10 protein-coding genes and 1 other RNA gene are annotated in these 16831 nt (G+C 60.9%); 7 read left to right on the forward strand and 4 right to left on the reverse strand.

What is annotated here, in order from left to right; all coding sequences use genetic code 11:
- The first annotated feature begins 213 nt into the window (after nt 1–213).
- Complete coding sequence (locus EJ576_RS14200; protein ID WP_015885332.1) at nt 214–978, forward strand: GntR family transcriptional regulator; 765 nt, start codon at nt 214–216, stop codon at nt 976–978.
- 201 nt (nt 979–1179) lie between these two features.
- On the opposite strand, the gene guaD is transcribed toward EJ576_RS14200, so the two are convergent.
- Genes guaD through xdhA form a run of 4 tightly spaced genes read right to left on the reverse strand, consistent with a single transcriptional unit; the run spans nt 1180 to nt 7201 of the window.
- A complete protein-coding gene (guaD, locus tag EJ576_RS14205) occupies nt 1180–2484 on the reverse strand; it encodes a guanine deaminase (RefSeq protein WP_122726555.1) in 1305 nt (434 codons plus the stop codon).
- A 12-nt stretch (nt 2485–2496) separates the two neighbouring features.
- A complete protein-coding gene (gene xdhC, locus EJ576_RS14210; RefSeq protein ID WP_122726558.1) occupies nt 2497–3336 on the reverse strand; it encodes a xanthine dehydrogenase accessory protein XdhC in 840 nt (279 codons plus the stop codon).
- A 21-nt stretch (nt 3337–3357) separates the two neighbouring features.
- Nucleotides 3358–5760, reverse strand: a complete 2403-nt coding sequence (xdhB, locus tag EJ576_RS14215) for a xanthine dehydrogenase molybdopterin binding subunit (protein ID WP_123474530.1) — start codon at nt 5758–5760, stop codon at nt 3358–3360.
- Nucleotides 5753–7201, reverse strand: coding sequence for a xanthine dehydrogenase small subunit (gene xdhA, locus EJ576_RS14220; protein ID WP_122726562.1), 1449 nt, complete (start codon nt 7199–7201; stop codon nt 5753–5755). The genes xdhB and xdhA overlap by 8 nt, the downstream gene beginning before the upstream one ends.
- A gap of 280 nt (nt 7202–7481) precedes the next feature.
- Between xdhA and EJ576_RS14225 the strand changes: the two genes are divergently transcribed.
- The 6 genes from EJ576_RS14225 to ffs all read left to right on the forward strand — a co-directional run bounded on the left by EJ576_RS14225 (nt 7482) and on the right by ffs (nt 16749).
- Nucleotides 7482–8141: a GntR family transcriptional regulator gene (locus tag EJ576_RS14225; RefSeq protein ID WP_122726564.1), complete on the forward strand. Its 660-nt coding sequence runs from the start codon at nt 7482–7484 to the stop codon at nt 8139–8141.
- A gap of 2 nt (nt 8142–8143) precedes the next feature.
- On the forward strand, nt 8144–11632 hold the full coding sequence (smc, locus tag EJ576_RS14230) for a chromosome segregation protein SMC (protein WP_126570579.1): 3489 nt from the start codon (nt 8144–8146) through the stop codon (nt 11630–11632).
- Nucleotides 11633–11891: 259 nt separating this feature from the next.
- Nucleotides 11892–12755 carry a cell division protein ZipA gene (gene zipA, locus EJ576_RS14235; RefSeq protein ID WP_122726568.1) on the forward strand — a complete coding sequence of 288 codons (864 nt, stop codon included), beginning with the start codon at nt 11892–11894 and terminating at the stop codon, nt 12753–12755.
- Nucleotides 12756–12843: 88 nt separating this feature from the next.
- The gene (ligA, locus tag EJ576_RS14240) at nt 12844–15201 is read left to right on the forward strand and encodes an NAD-dependent DNA ligase LigA (protein WP_126570580.1); all 2358 of its coding nucleotides are present in this window, start codon (nt 12844–12846) and stop codon (nt 15199–15201) included.
- Between the two features lie 138 nt (nt 15202–15339).
- Nucleotides 15340–16503 carry a putative zinc-binding metallopeptidase gene (locus EJ576_RS14245; protein ID WP_126570581.1) on the forward strand — a complete coding sequence of 388 codons (1164 nt, stop codon included), beginning with the start codon at nt 15340–15342 and terminating at the stop codon, nt 16501–16503.
- Nucleotides 16504–16652: 149 nt separating this feature from the next.
- Nucleotides 16653–16749: signal recognition particle sRNA small type (gene ffs, locus EJ576_RS14250), an RNA gene on the forward strand.
- Nucleotides 16750–16831: the final 82 nt, after the last annotated feature.

Consider the following 16831-nt stretch of genomic DNA (forward strand, 5'->3'; position numbering starts at 1 on the left):
TTTTACCTGGATTTTTGCCGTTGTCGGCACGGATTCAAGCCTAAACTCAAACGTAACGACTCATTGCAATACAGCCGACGGCGCAAACAGCCGTACAGTGTGTTGGCGCATCCGGTTGTGTACAATGTGCCCTGATTTTAGGTGATACTTGCCAGCGACACGCTGTTGCCGTATTACCGTTAATTCGCCGCCGTTCTCCAAACCCGAGTGCCCATGAACGAACAGTTGCAACCTCTCAAGAAACAACCGCGTGCCGGCAAGGCCGGTCGCAGCGGAACCCAGGACGATATCGTCTACGCGCATATCTTCGAGGCGATCCTCGAACAACGCCTGGCACCCGGCACCAAATTGAGTGAAGAGGCACTGGGCGAAATCTTCGGCGTGAGCCGCACCATCATTCGCCGCGCCCTGTCGCGCCTGGCCCATGAAGGCGTGGTACTGCTGCGGCCCAATCGCGGTGCGGTGGTGGCCAGCCCGAGTGTCGAGGAAGCGCGTCAAGTGTTCCTTGCGCGGCGTCTGGTGGAGCGGGCGATCACCGAGTTGGCCGTGCAACACGCCACGGCTGAACAACTGGCCGAGCTGCGCCAGATGGTCAACGACGAGCGCGACAGCTTCTCCCGTGGCGATCGTGGCGCCGGTATCCGTCTCTCCGGCGAATTCCATCTCAAGCTGGCCGAAGCGGCGAAGAACGCGCCGCTGATCAGCTTCCAGCGCAGCCTGGTGTCCCAGACCTCATTGATCATCGCCCAGTACGAAAGCGGCAACCGCTCGCACTGTTCCTACGACGAGCACACCCAGTTGATCGATGCGATCGAAGCGCGGGATGCGGCGCTGGCGGTGAACTTGATGATGCATCACATGGACCATATCGACAGCAAGCTCAACCTTGATGAAGAGAGCGCGTCGGATGATCTGCATGCGGTGTTCTCGCATTTGTTGCAGACCAAGAAGCCGGGTCGTTCTTCGATCAAGCTGTAAACGTTCCTCAAATGTTAAGGGGGCTTGTGTGGTGAGCGGGCTTGCCCCGCGCTGGAGCGCGAAGCGGCCCCAATAAAGACACCGCGTTCTATTTAGTAGAACGCGGTGTCTGGGTCTAGGGCCGCTTCGCAGCCCAGCGCGGGGCAAGCCCGCTCACCACAACAAGCCAGCTCCCCCCTTTGTTTTGTTGTGTGGCTGAAATTAGCGCTGGTGCACCAGTTGCCCGGCCGCATACGTCTGCAACACCGTCCGATCATCCCCCAGCGTCATCAGCACAAATAACGTCTCGGCAATGTTCTTCGCCTGCTTCAAGCGATAGCTCAGCAGCGGCGTGGCGTTGTAGTCCAATACCAGGAAGTCCGCATCGGTGCCCGGTTGCAACGTGCCGATCTTGTCTTCCAGGCGCAATGCACGCGCACCACCCAACGTCGCCAGGTACAGCGATTTGAACGGGCTCAACCGCGCGCCCTGCAATTGCATGACCTTGTAGGCTTCGTTCAGGGTTTGCAGCAGCGAGAAACTGGTGCCGCCGCCCACGTCCGTGCCCAGGCCCACATTCAGTTTGTGCTTCTCAGCCATCGGCAGGTTGAACAAACCGCTGCCGAGGAAGAAGTTCGAGGTCGGGCAGAACGCGACAGCCGAACCGGTTTGCGCCAACCGCGCACATTCGTCATCACACAGGTGCACGCCATGGGCAAACACCGAGCGCTCGCCCAGCAGTTTGTAGTGGTCGTACACATCCAGATAGCCTTTGCGTTCCGGGAACAGTTCCTTCACCCACTCGACTTCCTGCTTGTTCTCACTGATGTGAGTCTGCATGTACAGGTCCGGGTATTCCCCCAACAGTTGCCCAGCCAGCGCCAGTTGCTCGGGTGTGCTGGTCGGTGCAAAACGCGGGGTGACCGCGTAGTGCAGGCGGCCCTTGCCGTGCCAGCGTTCGATCAGCGCTTTGCTTTCCTGGTAGCCGGATTCGGCGGTGTCGGTCAGGTAGTCCGGCGCATTGCGGTCCATCATCACCTTGCCGGCGATCATGCGCAGGTCGAGTTTCTCGGCGGCTTCAAAGAACGAATTCACCGACTGCGGGTGCACGCTGCCAAACACCAGCGCGGTGGTGGTGCCATTGCGCAGCAGTTCCTTGATGAAAATATCCGCGACTTCTTCGGCGTGGGCCTTGTCGGCGAACTGGCTTTCGCACGGGAAGGTGTAGGTGTTGAGCCAGTCGAGCAACTGCTCGCCATAGGCGCCGACCATGCCGGTTTGCGGCAGGTGGATGTGGGTGTCGATCAGGCCGGGCGTGATCAGCGCGTCCTGATAGTGGGTGATTTCGATGTCGGCAGGCAGGGTTGGCAGCAAATCGCTGGCATGGCCAAGGGCACTGATCTGACCGTTTTCGATCACCAGCAGGCCGTCTTCGAAATATTCGTACGAGGCTTCTATCCCCACTTCAGCAGGGTCGGCGATGCTGTGCAGAAGGGCGGCACGGTAGGCTTTGCGAGTCAAAGGCATGGTGATCTCAATTCAAATGGCTTGGCTGCGACGTGAAGCCGGCAGCAGTTTGGCAATAGGTTCGGCGCTGGCGGTGTGCTGGCCGAAATTGGCGTTATAGGTGGCGATGATTTCGCCGGCGATGGAGATGGCGATTTCCACCGGCAACTTGCCCTTCACCTCGGTGAGGCCCATGGGGCAGCGCATGCGTTGCAACTGCGCGGCATCGAAACCGCGATCACGCAGGCGGTGTTCGAACTTGACCCGTTTGGTCTTCGAACCGATCAGGCCGAAGTAGGCAAAGTCATTGCGTTTTAGCAGCGCGGCGGTCAGTTCCAGGTCCAGCGCGTGATTGTGGGTCATGACGATGCAGTAACTGCCCAGCGGCAGGTCGGCAATTTCGTCGACTGGCTCTTCGCTGACGATTTTACGCACGCCCTGGGGGATATGCTCCGGAAACTCCTGATCCCGTGAATCGATCCAGCGCACCCGGCACGGCAGGCTGGCCAGCAATGGCACCAGCGCACGGCCGACATGGCCGGCGCCAAACACCGCGATCTGCGCCTGCACCTGGCCCATGGGTTCGAACAGCAACACAGTCACGCCGCCGCAGCACTGGCCCAGGCTGGCGCCCAGGCTGAAGCGCTCCAGGTGGGTGTTCTGCTGACCGCGTACGAGCATGTCGCGGGCGATCTGCATCGCCTTGTATTCCAGGTGCCCGCCGCCGATGGTGTCGAAGGTCTGCGCGGCGCTGATGACCATCTTCGAACCGGCATTGCGCGGCGTGGAGCCGAGCTCTTCGATGATGGTCACCAGCACGCAGGGTTCACCCCGGTTTTGCAGGTCGGCGAGGGCGCTGATCCAGTTGTTCATAGTCACCTCTTGTGGTGTCTGTCAGGCCGTCATCGCTGGCAAGCCAGCTCCTACAGGGGGTGGGGTTGTTTGCAACTGCCGCATTTGTTCGCAGCCCCACAACACCCGTTCCGGCGTCGCTGGCGCATCGATCTTGGGTTGATGGCGATAGTCACCCAGGCTCGCTACCGCGTCCTTGATCGCGCACCACGAAGCAATCCCGAGCATGAACGGAGGCTCGCCCACGGCCTTGGAGTGGAACACCGTGTCTTCCGGGTTCTTGCGGTTTTCCACCAGCTTCACCCGCAGGTCCAGCGGCATGTCGGCCACGGCCGGGATCTTGTAGCTGGCCGGGCCGTTGGTCATCAGCTTGCCCTTGTTGTTCCACACCAGCTCTTCCATGGTCAGCCAGCCCATGCCCTGGATAAACCCGCCTTCTACCTGGCCAATGTCGATGGCCGGGTTCAGCGAGGCGCCGACGTCGTGGAGGATGTCGGTGCGTAGCATCTTGTATTCGCCGGTCAGGGTGTCGACGATCACTTCGCAGCACGCCGCGCCGAATGCGAAGTAGTAGAACGGGCGACCACGGGACTGGCTGCGGTCGTAGAAGATTTTCGGGGTCTTGTAGAAGCCGGTGCTCGACAGCGAGACCTGGGCAAAATACGCCTGTTGGATCAACGCTTCGAAGGTGAGGATCTGGTCACGCACGCGCACGTGACCGTTGTGGAATTCCACATCCGCTTCGCTCACGTCGTATTTGCGCGCGGCAAACTCCACCAGGCGCTGCTTGATGGTTTCGGCGGCGTTTTGCGCGGCCTTGCCGTTCAGGTCGGCACCGCTGGAGGCCGCCGTTGGCGAGGTGTTGGGCACCTTGTCAGTGTTGGTGGCGGTGATCTGTACACGGTCGATGTCCACTTGGAACACTTCGGCCACCACCTGCGCGACCTTGGTGTTCAAGCCCTGGCCCATCTCGGTGCCACCGTGGTTCAGGTGGATGCTGCCGTCGGTGTAGATATGGATCAACGCACCGGCCTGGTTGAGGAAGCTGGCGGTAAACGAAATGCCGAACTTCACCGGGGTCAATGCCAGGCCTTTCTTCAGGATCGGGCTGTGGGCGTTGTACAGGCGGATCGCTTCGCGGCGCTCGGCGTATTGGCTGCTGGCTTCCAGTTCGGCAGTCATCTCTTCGAGCATGTTGTGCTCGACGGTCTGGTAGTAGTGGGTGACGTTGCGCTCGGTCTTGCCGTAATAGTTGGCCTTGCGCACCGCCAGTGGGTCCAGCGCCAGGTGGCGGGCGATGGCGTCCATCACTTCCTCGATGGCGACCATGCCTTGTGGGCCGCCGAAACCGCGATAAGCGGTGTTGGACGCGGTGTTGGTCTTGCAGCGATGGCCGTTGACGGTGGCATCGCCCAGGTAATACGAGTTGTCCGAGTGGAACATCGCACGGTCGACAATCGAGTTGGACAGGTCCGGCGAACAGCCGCAGTTGCCCGCCAGCTCCAGGTTGATCCCGTGCAGGCGGCCGCTGTCATCGAAGCCCACGTCGTATTCGATATAGAAGGGGTGGCGCTTGCCGGTCATCAACATGTCTTCGACGCGCGGCAGGCGCATCTTGGTCGGCTGGCCAGTCAGGCGCGCCACTACCGCGCACAGGCACGCCGGGCTGGCCGCCTGGGTTTCCTTGCCGCCGAAACCGCCGCCCATACGGCGCATATCCACGACGATTTTGTTCATCGACACGTCCAGCACTTCGGCCACCAGCTTCTGCACTTCGGTGGGGTTCTGCGTGGAGCAATAGACGATCATGCCGCCGTCTTCGGTGGGCATTACCGAGGAAATCTGGGTTTCCAGGTAAAAGTGTTCCTGGCCGCCGATATGCAGGGTGCCCTGGATGCGGTTTTTTGCGGTGGCCAAGGCGCCCGCCGAATCGCCGCGTTGGTGAGTGTGGCTGTCGAGCACGAAATGCTTCTTGCGGAAGGCCTCGACCACGTCCAGCACCGGCTCCAGGTCTTCATATTCGATCACGGCGGCCATCGCGGCCTTACGCGCGGTTTCCAGGTCGCGGGCGGCGACCGCCAGCACGACCTGGCCGACAAACTGCACGGTGTCGATCGCCAGCAATGGATCGCCCGGCATCAATGGGCCGATGTCTTTCAGCCCCGGCACGTCTTCGTGGGTGATGACAATGCGCACGCCTTCAAAGGCATAGCAGGGCGCGGTGTCGATGCTGATGATGCGGGCGTGGGCACGGTCAGACATGCGCGCATACAGATGCAGCTGGTTAGGGAATTCCAGGCGGTCATCGATGTACTGCGCTTCACCGGACACGTGCTTGGCGGCGCTGTCATGCTTGACGCTGCGACCGACCCCGGAGGTGAGGTCCTGGGCGAACAGCTCGGCGAGTTCGGCCTGGGTTTTAACGACGGCGTGATGGTTAGACATAAGCGGTCACCCGAGTCTCGATGTGCGGCGTTTGCAGTTCGATGAAGTATTTGCGCAGCAGGTTCTGCGCGCTGAGCAGGCGGTATTCCTTGCTGGCGCGGAAGTCTGACAGGGGGGTGAAATCTTCGGCCAGGGCGGCGCAGGCTTTTTCCACGGTGGCGGAGTTCCAGGTGGCGCCAACCAACGCGGCTTCGCAGCTCTTGGCACGTTTTGGCGTGGCAGCCATGCCGCCGAACGCGACGCGGGCCTCGTTGATCACACCGTTTTCGATCTTCAGGTTGAACGCGGCGCACACGGCGGAAATATCATCGTCCAGGCGCTTGGAGACCTTGTAGGCGCGGAACAGCGTGTGGCCTTTCGGCACGATGATCTTCTCGATGAACTCGCTGTCCTGGCGCGCGGTGACGCGGTAGTCGATGAAGTAGTCTTCCAGCGCCAATGTGCGGCGGGTTTCGCCTTTGCACAACACGATCTGCGCGCCCAAGGCAATCAGCAGCGGCGGTGAGTCCCCAATCGGCGAGGCGTTGCCAATGTTGCCGCCCAAGGTGCCCTGGTTGCGGATCTGCAGGGAGGCGAAGCGGTGCAGCAGCTCGCCGAAGTCCGGGTACTCATGGTGCAGCGCGGTGTAGCAGTCGGAGAGGGCGGTGGCGGCGCCGATTTCCAGGCGGTCGTCGAAGTCGTCGACACGTTTCATTTCTTCGATGTTGCCGACGTAGATCATCACCGGCAGTGTGCGGTGGAACTGGGTGACTTCCAGCGCCAGGTCGGTGCCGCCCGCCAACAAGCGAGCTTGTGGGTAGGCGTCATAAAGGTCGGCCAGGTCGGCGACGGTCAGCGGCACGAGGCAGCGTTTGTCGCCGCTGTTGAGTTCACCGGTTTGCGTCGGCGCGATGGCTTTGAGGCGGGCAATGGTCTCTGCCTGCCGGCTGTCGAACTGATCCTGGGGTTTGTTGCAGCAGGCCTGTTCGGCGGCGGCAAGGATCGGGCGATAACCGGTGCAGCGGCACAGGTTGCCGGCCAGGGCTTCGTGGGCTTTTTGGCTGTCGGGCGCGTCGCTGTTTTTTTGCAGGGCGAACAACGACATCACGAAGCCTGGGGTGCAAAAGCCGCATTGCGAGCCGTGGCATTCGACCATGGCTTGCTGGACGCTGTGCAGTTGGCCTTGGTGCTTGAGGTCTTCGACGCTGATCAGTTGCTTGCCGTGCAACGACGACACAAAGGTCAGGCACGAATTGAGACTGCGATAGCGAATCTGCTCGGCGCCTTGATCATCGGTGTGCAGTTCGCCGACCACCACGGTGCAGGCACCGCAATCGCCGCTGGCGCAGCCTTCCTTGGTGCCGGATTTGCCTAGATGCTCACGCAGATAGTTGAGCACCGTCAGGTTGGGGTCCAGGGCGTGCTCGCTACGGAGTTCCTGGTTAAGTAAAAACTGGATCACGGAAGGCCTCGCAGACTCATTATTGTTGTTAACCGCTTTGCGCCGAATCTAGTCATGTCTGACTTTTCGGTCAACGATTTTCTGACCAGAAGGTCAAGAAAATGCAGTCGCAACACTTTCAATTATGGTCCAGTCTTCTGGAACCGGTGTTTTTGGGGGCTTGTGGGTGTTCATCGCTGCTTATTCCGTGCCAAATTCTGAAGGGTGGGCGTAGCGCCATCAGCCAGCCAATGCGCTACACTGCCGCGCTTGTACCGATAGAAGATTTTGAAGGGAAAACATGACGTTCAAGGCGCCGGACAGTCTCGCCGAGCAAATTGCTCACCACCTCGCCGAACGCATCATTCGCGGCGATCTCAAGCCTGGGGAGCGGATCCAGGAGCAAAAGGTCACGCTGGCACTCAATGTCAGCCGTGGTTCCGTGCGCGAAGCCTTGCTGATCCTCGAACGCCGCCACCTGATCGCGATCCTGCCGCGCCGTGGCGCCCACGTCACAGAACTCACGGCACACAAGGTGCAGAGCCTGTGCACCTTGATGGGCGAGTTGTATATCCTGCTCGGCAATGCGGTGGCTCAAGGCTGGCAGACCCAGGCCGACATGGCGCCGTTCATGCAGATCCAGCAGCGCCTGATCGCCAGCTTCGAGCACCAAGACATCCGCGCCTTCGTCGAAGAAAGCTTCAATGTGATGCGCGCCGCCTATCCCTTCGCCAACAACCCGTACCTGCAGGAAACCGTCGAGAACCTGCAACCGGCGATGAACCGCGCCTACTACCTGGCGCTGGATCAACGCAAGGCGTCCATGAGCGAGTACCTGGCGCTGTTCGAGCAACTGCTCGCCGCCGTACTGGCCCGTGACCTGCCGCAGATCCGCCAAGTGCTGTCGGCCTACGGCGAGCGTAGTTGCTCGCTGGTCATCGCTGCGTTGGCGGACGCCTAAACGTGCGGCTCAAGTGCATCAAACTGGCGGGGTTCAAATCCTTCGTCGACCCGACCACGGTGAACTTCCCCAGTAATATGGCGGCGGTGGTCGGGCCCAATGGTTGCGGCAAGTCGAACATCATCGACGCCGTCCGTTGGGTGATGGGCGAGAGCTCGGCCAAGAACCTGCGTGGCGAGTCGATGACCGACGTCATCTTCAACGGCTCCACCAGCCGCAAGCCGGTGAGCCAGGCCAGCATCGAACTGGTGTTCGATAACTCCGATGGCACCTTGATCGGCGAGTACGCGGCCTACGCGGAAATCTCGATCCGCCGCAAAGTGACCCGCGACAGCCAGAACAGCTATTTCCTCAATGGCACCAAGTGCCGCCGTCGCGACATTACCGATATTTTTCTCGGCACTGGTTTAGGCCCGCGCAGCTACTCGATCATCGAGCAGGGCATGATCTCCAAGCTGATCGAAGCCAAGCCCGAAGACCTGCGTAACTTTATCGAAGAAGCGGCCGGCATCTCCAAGTACAAGGAGCGCCGCCGCGAGACTGAAAACCGTATTCGCCGCACCCATGAAAACCTCGCCCGCCTGACCGACCTGCGCGAAGAGCTGGAGCGTCAACTTGAACGCCTGCACCGCCAGGCCCAGGCCGCCGAGAAGTATCAGGAATACAAGGGCGAAGAACGCCAGCTCAAGGCGCAACTCTCGGCCCTGCGCTGGCAGGCGTTGAATGATCAGGTCGGCCAGCGCGAAGCAATCATCGGCACCCAGGAAATCAGCTTTGAGGCCCTGGTAGCCGAGCAGCGCAACGCCGACGCCAGCATCGAACGCCTGCGTGACGGTCACCATGACCTGTCCGAACGCTTCAATCTGGTGCAGGGCCGTTTCTATTCGGTGGGTGGCGACATTGCCCGCGTCGAGCAGAGCATCCAGCACGGCCAGCAGCGCCTGCGCCAATTGCAGGATGATTTGAAGGAAGCCGAACGCGCACGCCTGGAGACCGAATCCCACCTGGGCCACGACCGCACCTTGCTGCTGACCCTTGGCGAAGAGCTGGACATGCTCACCCCCGAGCAGGAAATCACCAGCGCCGCCGCCGAAGAAGCCGCCGCCGCCCTGGAAGAATCCGAAACCACCATGCACGGCTGGCAGGAGCAGTGGGACACCTTCAACCTGAAGTCCGCCGAGCCACGCCGCCAGGCCGAGGTGCAGCAATCGCGCATCCAGCAGCTGGAAACCAGCATGGAGCGCCTGGCCGAGCGCCAGCGTCGAATGCAGGAAGAGCGCGCATTGCTGTCCGCCGACCCGGAAGACGCGGCGATCATGGAACTGAGCGAGCAACTGGCCGAAAGCGAAATGACGCTGGAAGAGCTGGAAGCCAGTGAAGAACAACAAGTGGAGCGCCTGGAGCAATTGCGTCAGCAACTGCAACAGGCGACCCAGGCGCAGCAGCAGGCCCAGGGTGATTTGCAGCGGCTCAATGGTCGGCTTGCTTCCCTTGAAGCCTTGCAGCAAGCCGCCTTGGACCCCGGTACCGGCACCGCCGAGTGGCTGCGTGACCAGCATCTGGCCGAGCGCCCGCGCTTGGCGGAAGGCTTGAAGGTAGAGGCAGGTTGGGAGTTGGCGGTTGAAACGGTCCTCGGTGCCGACCTTCAAGCCGTGCTGGTGGATGATTTTGGCGGTTTCGACCTGGCCGGTTTTGCCCAAGGCGATTTGCGTCTGCTCAGCCCGGCCGCCGACGGCACGCGGGTGCCGGGCAGTTTGCTGGATAAGGTTGAAGCGGCGATTGATCTGTCGCCGTGGCTGGGCCAGGTCAAACCGGTTGAATCACTTGAGCAGGCGTTGGCCCAGCGCGGCCAGCTCGGCGCCGATGAAAGCCTGATCAGCCGCGATGGTTACTGGGTCGGCCGCCATTTCCTGCGAGTACGTCGCGCCAGTGAAGCCGAAAGTGGCGTATTGGCCCGTGGCCAGGAAATCGTCAACCTGATCGCCGAACGCGAAGAGCGCGAAGCCACCCTCGAAAGCCTGGAAACCGAACTGCAAACCCTGCGCGCCACCCAGCGCCAGCAAGAGACCGGTCGCGAACACCTGCGCCGCCTGTTGCAGGACGAAGCACGCCAGCAAGGTGAATTGAAAGCCCAGCTTTCCGCGAGCAAAGCCAAGGTCGAGCAACTGACCCTGCGCCGCACCCGCCTCGACGAAGAAGTGGCAGAGATGGGCGAGCAACGCGCCCTGGAACACGAACAGATCGGCGAAGCACGCCTGCAGCTTCAGGAGGCCCTCGACAGCATGGCGCTGGACACCGAGCAGCGCGAACTGCTGCTGGCCCAGCGCGACAGCCTGCGCGAGCGCCTCGACCGTGTGCGCCAGGAAGCCCGTCAGCACAAAGACCATGCCCACCAATTGGCGGTGCGCTTGGGCTCGCTCAAGGCCCAGCACGCGTCCACGGCCCAGGCCCTTGAACGCCTGGAGATGCAATCCGAGCGCCTCACCGAAAAGCGCGAACAACTGAGCCTCAACCTGGAAGAGGGCGAAGCGCCGCTGGAAGAGCTGCGCCTCAAGCTGGAAGAATTGCTCGACAAGCGCATGACTGTCGACGAAGAGCTCAAGACCGCACAAATCGCCCTGGAAGACGCCGACCGCGAACTGCGTGACGCCGAAAAACGCCGGACCCAGGCCGAGCAGCAATCCCAGCTGATCCGTGGCCAGCTCGAACAACAGCGCATGGAATGGCAAGCCCTGACCGTGCGCCGCAAGACCTTGCAAGACCAGTTGCTGGAAGACGGCTACGACCTGCACGGCGTGCTCAATACCCTGACCGCCCAGGCCAACGAGAAAGACGCCGAAGAAGAACTTGAGCGGATTGCTGCGCGTATTCAGCGTCTGGGCGCGATCAACTTGGCGGCCATTGACGAATACCAGCAGCAATCCGAGCGTAAACGTTATCTGGATGCCCAGGACGCCGACTTGGTCGAAGCCCTGGACACCCTGGAGAACGTGATCCGCAAGATCGACAAGGAAACCCGAAACCGCTTCAAAGATACCTTTGATCAGATTAATAGCGGTTTACAGGCGTTATTCCCAAAAGTTTTCGGCGGTGGCAGCGCTTACTTGGAACTGACGGGCGAAGATCTACTCGATACAGGGGTGACGATCATGGCGCGGCCTCCGGGCAAGAAGAACAGCACCATCCATTTGTTGTCCGGCGGCGAGAAAGCCCTGACCGCATTGGCCCTGGTATTTGCCATCTTCAAGTTGAACCCGGCGCCGTTCTGCATGCTCGACGAAGTTGACGCCCCGCTGGATGACGCTAACGTTGGACGGTACGCACGGTTGGTCAAAGAGATGTCCCAGACCGTGCAGTTCATCTATATCACCCACAACAAGATCGCCATGGAGATGGCGGATCAATTGATGGGCGTGACGATGCACGAACCGGGCTGTTCGCGTTTGGTCGCAGTGGATGTGGAAGAAGCGATGGCGATGGTGGAGTCTTGATCCATGCCGGGACAGAATTTTTATAGCGCGCGGTAAGACGCTTTACCGGTCTGGCGAAAGTGGCAAATGGACATATTTGTTCAAGGCATTTTGACAGACGGTGTAAAGTTATCTTTGGTCGTGCTAGTTTAATGTCAAATTTTCGTATGCGTGGGCAAAACGTCAGTCAGAACATAGAGTTGGCGCCACGTTTTAAAGCGGTTTGCACGTTGCTAAACCCCTTATTTTTCAGCATTTTTTATTAGAGGCACGGGATTACATGGAAATCGGTCTGCGCGAGTGGCTGATCGTCATCGGCATTATTGTCATTGCCGGTATTCTTTTTGATGGCTGGCGCCGCATGCGCGGTGGCAAGGGCAAGCTCAAGTTCCGTCTGGACCGCAACCTGTCCAACTTACCCGACGACGACGGCGCCGCCGAGTTGCTGGGGCCGCCCCGTGTGCTGGATACGCATAAAGAACCGCAACTGGACGAACACGACTTGCCGTCGATGAGCGCGCCGGTGCGTGAAGCCCGCGAGCCGTCTTCCAAGCGTGGCAAGCGTGCCAGTGCCGCCGTGGCTGAACCGCATCAGGGTGACCTGAACCTCGATGTGGATGAGGGTCCGAGCTTCAGCAGCCGCGACGATGATTTCCCGGACGAAAACGCTGGCAAGAATGCACCGCGCCAATCCGTGAATGATCAGCCTGCTGCCGAAGAAGTCCTGGTGATCAGCGTGATCTGCCGCGACGCCGCCGGCTTCAAGGGCCCGGCTTTGTTGCAGAATATTCTGGAAAGCGGCCTGCGTTTCGGTGAGATGGATATTTTCCATCGCCACGAAAGCATGGCCGGCAACGGCGAAGTGCTGTTCTCCATGGCCAACGCGGTCAAGCCGGGCACCTTCGATCTGGACGATATCGACCTGTTCAGCACCCCGGCGGTGAGCTTCTTCCTCGGCCTGCCAGGCCCGCGTCACCCGAAACAAGCGTTCGACGTGATGGTGGCGGCAGCCCGCAAGCTATCCCAGGAACTGAACGGCGAACTCAAGGACGACCAACGCAGTGTCCTGACCGCCCAGACCATCGAGCATTACCGTCAGCGCATCGTCGAGTTCGAGCGTCGCGCCCTGACACAAAAACGCTGAGGATTGCTCCTCGGCGTTGTCGGATAGAATAAGCGCACTAACATATTGAGCAGCTTCGGCTGCTCTTTTGCTTTCTGAGAGAACACCCATGACCGCCGCCCACACCCGCATCCTCGAACTGCGCGCTGAACTGGATCAGCACAACTACCGTTACCACGTCCTCGACGAGCCGAGCATTCCCGACGCCGAGTACGACCGGCTGTTCCATGAACTCAAGGCCCTCGAAGCCGAGCACCCGGAGCTGGTCACGCGCGATTCTCCGACGCAGCGGGTCGGCAGTGCGGCGTTGTCGGCGTTCACCCAGGTCAAGCATGAGATCCCCATGCTCAGCCTCGGCAACGCCTTTGACGAAACCACCATGCTGGAATTCGATCGCCGGGTCACCGAAGGACTCGACCTGCCGGCCGGCGATCTATTTGGCGGTGGCGCGGTGGTGGAGTACAGCTGCGAACCTAAGCTGGATGGCCTGGCGGTCAGCCTGCTGTATCAGGACGGCGAACTGGTGCGCGGCGCCACCCGTGGCGACGGCACGATCGGCGAAGACATCAGCGTCAACGTGCGCACCGTGCGCAATATCCCGTTGAAACTGCACGGCAGCGGCTGGCCGGCGACCCTTGAGGTGCGTGGCGAAGTGTTCATGTCCAAGGCCGGTTTCGAGCGGCTCAACGCCTCGCAACTGGAAGTCGGCGGCAAGACTTTCGCCAACCCGCGCAACGCCGCTGCCGGCAGCCTGCGTCAGTTGGATTCGAAGATCACCGCCAGCCGACCCTTGGAGTTCTGCTGCTACGGTGTAACCACCGACATCAGCGACACCCACATCGGCAACCTGCAACAGTTGCGGAAATGGGGCATGCCCATCAGTCACGAACTGAAGCTGGCCAAAGGCATTCAGGATTGCCTGGACTACTACCGCGATATCGGCGAGCGGCGCAACAGCCTGCCGTATGAGATCGACGGCGTGGTGTTCAAGGTCAACAGCATCGCCTCCCAACGTGAGCTGGGCTTCCGTGCCCGCGAACCGCGCTGGGCCATCGCGCATAAATTCCCGGCCTTGGAAGAACTGACCGAATTGCTCGACGTGGAATTCCAGGTCGGGCGTACCGGCGCCGTCACGCCGGTGGCGCGGTTGAAGCCGGTCAAGGTCGCGGGTGTCACCGTGTCCAATGCCACCTTGCACAACATGGATGAAGTGGCGCGGCTGGGCGTGATGATCGGCGATACCGTGATCATTCGCCGCGCCGGGGATGTGATCCCGCAGGTGGTCTCGGTGGTGCTTGAGCGCCGTCCGGAAAACGCCCGTGCGGTGCCGATCCCCGAAAGCTGCCCCGTCTGCGGTTCCCACGTGGAGCGCACGCAACTGGTCAAGCGCAGCAAGGGCAAGGAAACCGTCAGCGAAGGCGCGGTGTACCGTTGCGTTGGGCGTCTGGCCTGTGGCGCGCAGCTCAAGCAGGCGATCATCCATTTCGTTTCGCGCCGCGCCATGGACATTGATGGGCTGGGCGACAAGACCATCGAGCAACTGGTGGATGAAAAGCTCATTGGTTCGCCGGCCGACCTCTACAAGCTCAAGTACGAACAGATCATCGACCTGGAAGGCTTTGCCGACATTTCCAGCAAGAAGCTGATCACCGCCATCGAAAACAGCAAATCCCCGACCCTGGCGCGCTTTATCTACGCCCTGGGCATTCCCGACGTCGGCGAGGAGACCGCCAAGGTGCTGGCGCGCTCCCTGGCCTCCCTGGAGCGCGTGCAGAAGGCCTTGCCGGAAGTGCTGACGTACTTGCCGGACGTGGGCCTGGAAGTGGCGCATGAGATTCATAGTTTCTTTGAAGACAGCCATAACCAGGACGTGATCGGCGCGCTGCTGTCGCCGCAGGAATGCGGCCTGCAACTGCAGGATCAGGGCGACCTGAGTGCCGAATTCGCCGCCAGCACCACCTTGGGCGGGTTGCTCGACAAGCTGCACGTGCCGAGCGTCGGCCCCGGTGCGGCGCAGAAGCTGGCGGACAAATTCGTCACCCTTGAAGGCGTGATCAAGGCCGACTGGCTGGACATGCGCCAGGCCCTGCCCGAGAAACAAGCCAAGGCCGTGCGCGAGTTCTTCGATAACGCCGACAACGCCAGCCGCGCCCTGGCCATCGAGCAGCAGCTCAAAGACTTCGGCATGCATTGGAACAGCGAGAAGAAGGTTGTCGAAGGCTTGCCTGAGGCCGGGCACACCTGGGTTCTCACTGGCTCCCTGGAGCTGATGAGTCGCGACGTGGCCAAGGAAAAACTCGAAAGCCTCGGCGCCAAGGTGGCGGGTTCCGTGTCGGCGAAGACTCATTGCGTGGTGGCGGGGCCGGGGGCCGGTTCCAAACTGGCCAAGGCCAGCGAGTTGGGCCTGAAGGTATTGGACGAAGAGGCTTTCGTCGCCTTCCTCGCCAAGCACAACATCACTGTCTGATGTGGACTGTGGGGTAAACAAACGTGTTGTGGTGAGCGGGCTTGCTGTGGTGAGCGGGGCAAGCCCGCTCACTACAACAATGTGGAACGATTCTGAAGCGAAAGTGATCTAGTCTCAGTCACCCAGGGAGAGATCGCCATGTTTCGCTACTTCGAGCAACTCAGTTCGCGCATCGCTGCACCCTTCGTAGCCGGCAGCTCCCGCGACAGCAAGGTGTGGCAGTGCCGTTGCGGCCAGTCGCTGTTCTTTCGCAACAGCCAATGCCTGGCCTGCCAGGCGCTGCTGGGCTACCAGCCCCAACAAAGTCGACTCGCCTCCCTGCAACCCGGCCCGGTCGAAGGCACCTGGCTGCAAGACGGCAACCTCGACGCCGGCGCCTTCCGCCGCTGCGCCAACCTCGACACCCCGGCCGCCTGCAACTGGCTGATCCCGGCCCACAGCACCGCGCCGCTTTGCGTGGCGTGCAGCCTGAACCGCACCATTCCTGACTTGTCGATCCCGGAAAACCCCGAACGCTGGCGCAAAGTCGAAACCGCCAAGCGCCGTCTGGTGGCGCAACTCATCAGTCTGGGTTTACAAGTGGTGCCCAAAAGCGTCGACGAAGACACCGGCCTGGCTTTCGACTTTGTCGGCATCGATCTGGATGGCAACGCGCCAATGACCGGCCATGCCAACGGCCTGATCACCCTGGACATCAAGGAAGCCGACGACGCCCACCGCGAAAAAGTCCGCGTGCAAATGCGCGAACCTTACCGCACCTTGCTCGGGCACTTTCGCCATGAGGTCGGCCATTACTACTGGGACCGCCTGATCGCCAATACCCATTGGCTTGAACCGTTTCGCCACTTGTTCGGCGACGAACGCGCCAGTTACGCCGACGCTCTCGACCAGTACTACCAGAACGGCCCACGATCGGACTGGCAGCAAACCTGCGTCAGTGCCTACGCCACCATGCACCCCTGGGAAGACTGGGCCGAAACCTGGGCGCACTACCTGCACATGATGGACGCCGTCGACACCGCCCTCGGCTTTGGCATGAGCGCCCGCGAGATGGACCTGGATTACCAGCCATTTCCGCTCACCACCCTCTACGACCCCGAACACCCCGGCGGCGTGGCGTTCCTGTCGTTCGTCAACGCCTGGATCGAGCTGGCCGGCATGCTCAATGAACTGTCGCGCAGCATGGGCCAGCCGGATTTCTATCCCTTCGTGCTGCCACCGGCGGTGATTGCCAAGCTGCACTTCATTCACCTGGTGATTCAGGAAGAAGGTGGCCGAGCAGACGAAGCCGTCACCCTGTAGGAGCCGGCTTGCCGGCGATGGCGGCCCCGCGATAGACACAAGTGCTTGAACCATCGAATATTTTTAATCCGCCCCCAATGGTTGTAACTTCCGATGAGATCGGTACAATGGCCCCGCTTGCCGAGAGGCAGGCGTCGTTATGGTGACCCCATCGGTCCCCCCGCAACGATTACCCGTGAACCTGGTCAGAGCCGGAAGGCAGCAGCCACAGCGGGAACATTGTGTGCCGGGGTGTGGCTGGTGGGGTTGCCTCCATAACGCTCTTCCTTGCAACATCTCCTCAAATTCAATTCAAAAAATGCTTTCAAGCCATCTGCCATCGTGCAGT

This window comes from Pseudomonas sp. C 49-2 (assembly GCF_003970195.1).
Lineage (GTDB): Bacteria > Pseudomonadota > Gammaproteobacteria > Pseudomonadales > Pseudomonadaceae > Aquipseudomonas > Aquipseudomonas canadensis.

Bases quoted from the DNA above. Each gene is read 5' to 3' on its own strand.
- guaD (WP_122726555.1), bottom strand. From the start codon at position 2,484: ATGCCTTTGACTCGCAAAGCCTACCGTGCCGCCCTTCTGCACAGCATC.
- ligA (WP_126570580.1), top strand. From the start codon at position 12,844: ATGACCGCCGCCCACACCCGCATCCTCGAACTGCGCGCTGAACTGGAT.
- EJ576_RS14225 (WP_122726564.1), top strand. From the start codon at position 7,482: ATGACGTTCAAGGCGCCGGACAGTCTCGCCGAGCAAATTGCTCACCAC.
- xdhC (WP_122726558.1), bottom strand. From the start codon at position 3,336: ATGAACAACTGGATCAGCGCCCTCGCCGACCTGCAAAACCGGGGTGAA.
- EJ576_RS14200 (WP_015885332.1), top strand. From the start codon at position 214: ATGAACGAACAGTTGCAACCTCTCAAGAAACAACCGCGTGCCGGCAAG.
- xdhB (WP_123474530.1), bottom strand. From the start codon at position 5,760: ATGTCTAACCATCACGCCGTCGTTAAAACCCAGGCCGAACTCGCCGAG.
- zipA (WP_122726568.1), top strand. From the start codon at position 11,892: ATGGAAATCGGTCTGCGCGAGTGGCTGATCGTCATCGGCATTATTGTC.
- EJ576_RS14245 (WP_126570581.1), top strand. From the start codon at position 15,340: ATGTTTCGCTACTTCGAGCAACTCAGTTCGCGCATCGCTGCACCCTTC.